This is a genomic window from Pseudomonas sp. SID14000, assembly GCF_002165135.1.
Classification (GTDB): Bacteria; Pseudomonadota; Gammaproteobacteria; order Pseudomonadales; family Pseudomonadaceae; genus Aquipseudomonas.
In genome coordinates, this window is sequence record NZ_NFZQ01000045.1 from 1 (window position 1) to 1,088 (window position 1,088).

Genomic DNA, 1,088 nt, shown 5'->3' on the forward strand with positions numbered 1-1,088 from the left:
GCGTCCGCACCCCGATCGGCCGGTACGGCGGCGCGCTCGCCACTGTGCGCCCGGGCGACCTCGCGGCGCACGCGCTGCGCAACCTGCTCGCCCGGCACCCGAGCCTCGACCCGGCGACGATCGACGACGTCTTCCTCGGCTGCGCGAACCAGGCCGGCGAGGACAACCGCAACGTCGCCCGGATGGCGCTGCTGCTGGCCGGACTGCCGGACAGCGTGCCGGGCTCGACCATCAACCGGCTCTGCGGCTCCGGGCTGGACGCGGTCGCCGCGGCCGCTCGCTCGATCATTGCTGGTGACAACGAGATCGTGCTGGCCGGTGGCGTCGAGTCGATGTCCCGGGCCCCGTTCGTGATGCCCAAGGCCACGAGCGCGTTCGCCCGGCAGGCGGAGATCTTCGACACCACGATCGGCTGGCGGTTCGTCAACCCGGTGCTGAAGAAGCAGTACGGGATCGACTCGATGCCCGAGACCGCGGAGAACGTCGCCGCCGACTTCTCGGTGTCGCGGGAGGACCAGGATCTCTTCGCGTTCCGCAGTCAGCAGCGTGCGGCCAAGGCGGCAGCGAACGGGCGGCTGGCCGAAGAGATCGTCGCCGTGGAGGTGCCCGGCAAGCGTGGCGCGGTGACGCTCGTGGAGGTCGATGAGCATCCGCGCGAGACGTCGCTGGAGACCCTGGCCGGGTTGAAGACTCCGTTCCGGGATCCCGGAACGGTCACCGCGGGCAACGCGTCGGGCGTCAACGACGGCGCCGCCGCGCTGCTGGTCATGAGCGGCGAGGCGGTCGAGCGGCTCGGCGTCACCCCGCTGGCCCGGATCGTCGCCACGGCGGCAGCCGGGGTACCGCCGCGGATCATGGGCATCGGTCCGGTTCCCGCGACCAGGAAGGTACTGGCTCGCGCCGGCGTCGCCCTGTCCGAGGTGGGCGCGATCGAGCTCAACGAGGCCTTCGCGGCCCAGTCCCTCGCAGTACTGCGTGAACTCGGTCTCCCCGACGACGCGGAGCACGTGAATCCGAACGGCGGCGCCATCGCCCTGGGTCACCCCCTGAGCATGTCCGGCGCGCGTCTCGCCCTCACCGCCGCCCTC

General features: G+C 72.1%; 1 protein-coding gene. It reads left to right on the top strand.

Features of this window, described 5'->3' with window-relative positions; genetic code table 11:
• A partial coding sequence (gene pcaF / locus CAY82_RS24760) for a 3-oxoadipyl-CoA thiolase (RefSeq protein ID WP_140399143.1) occupies positions 1-1,088 on the top strand: 1,088 nt, incomplete at both ends.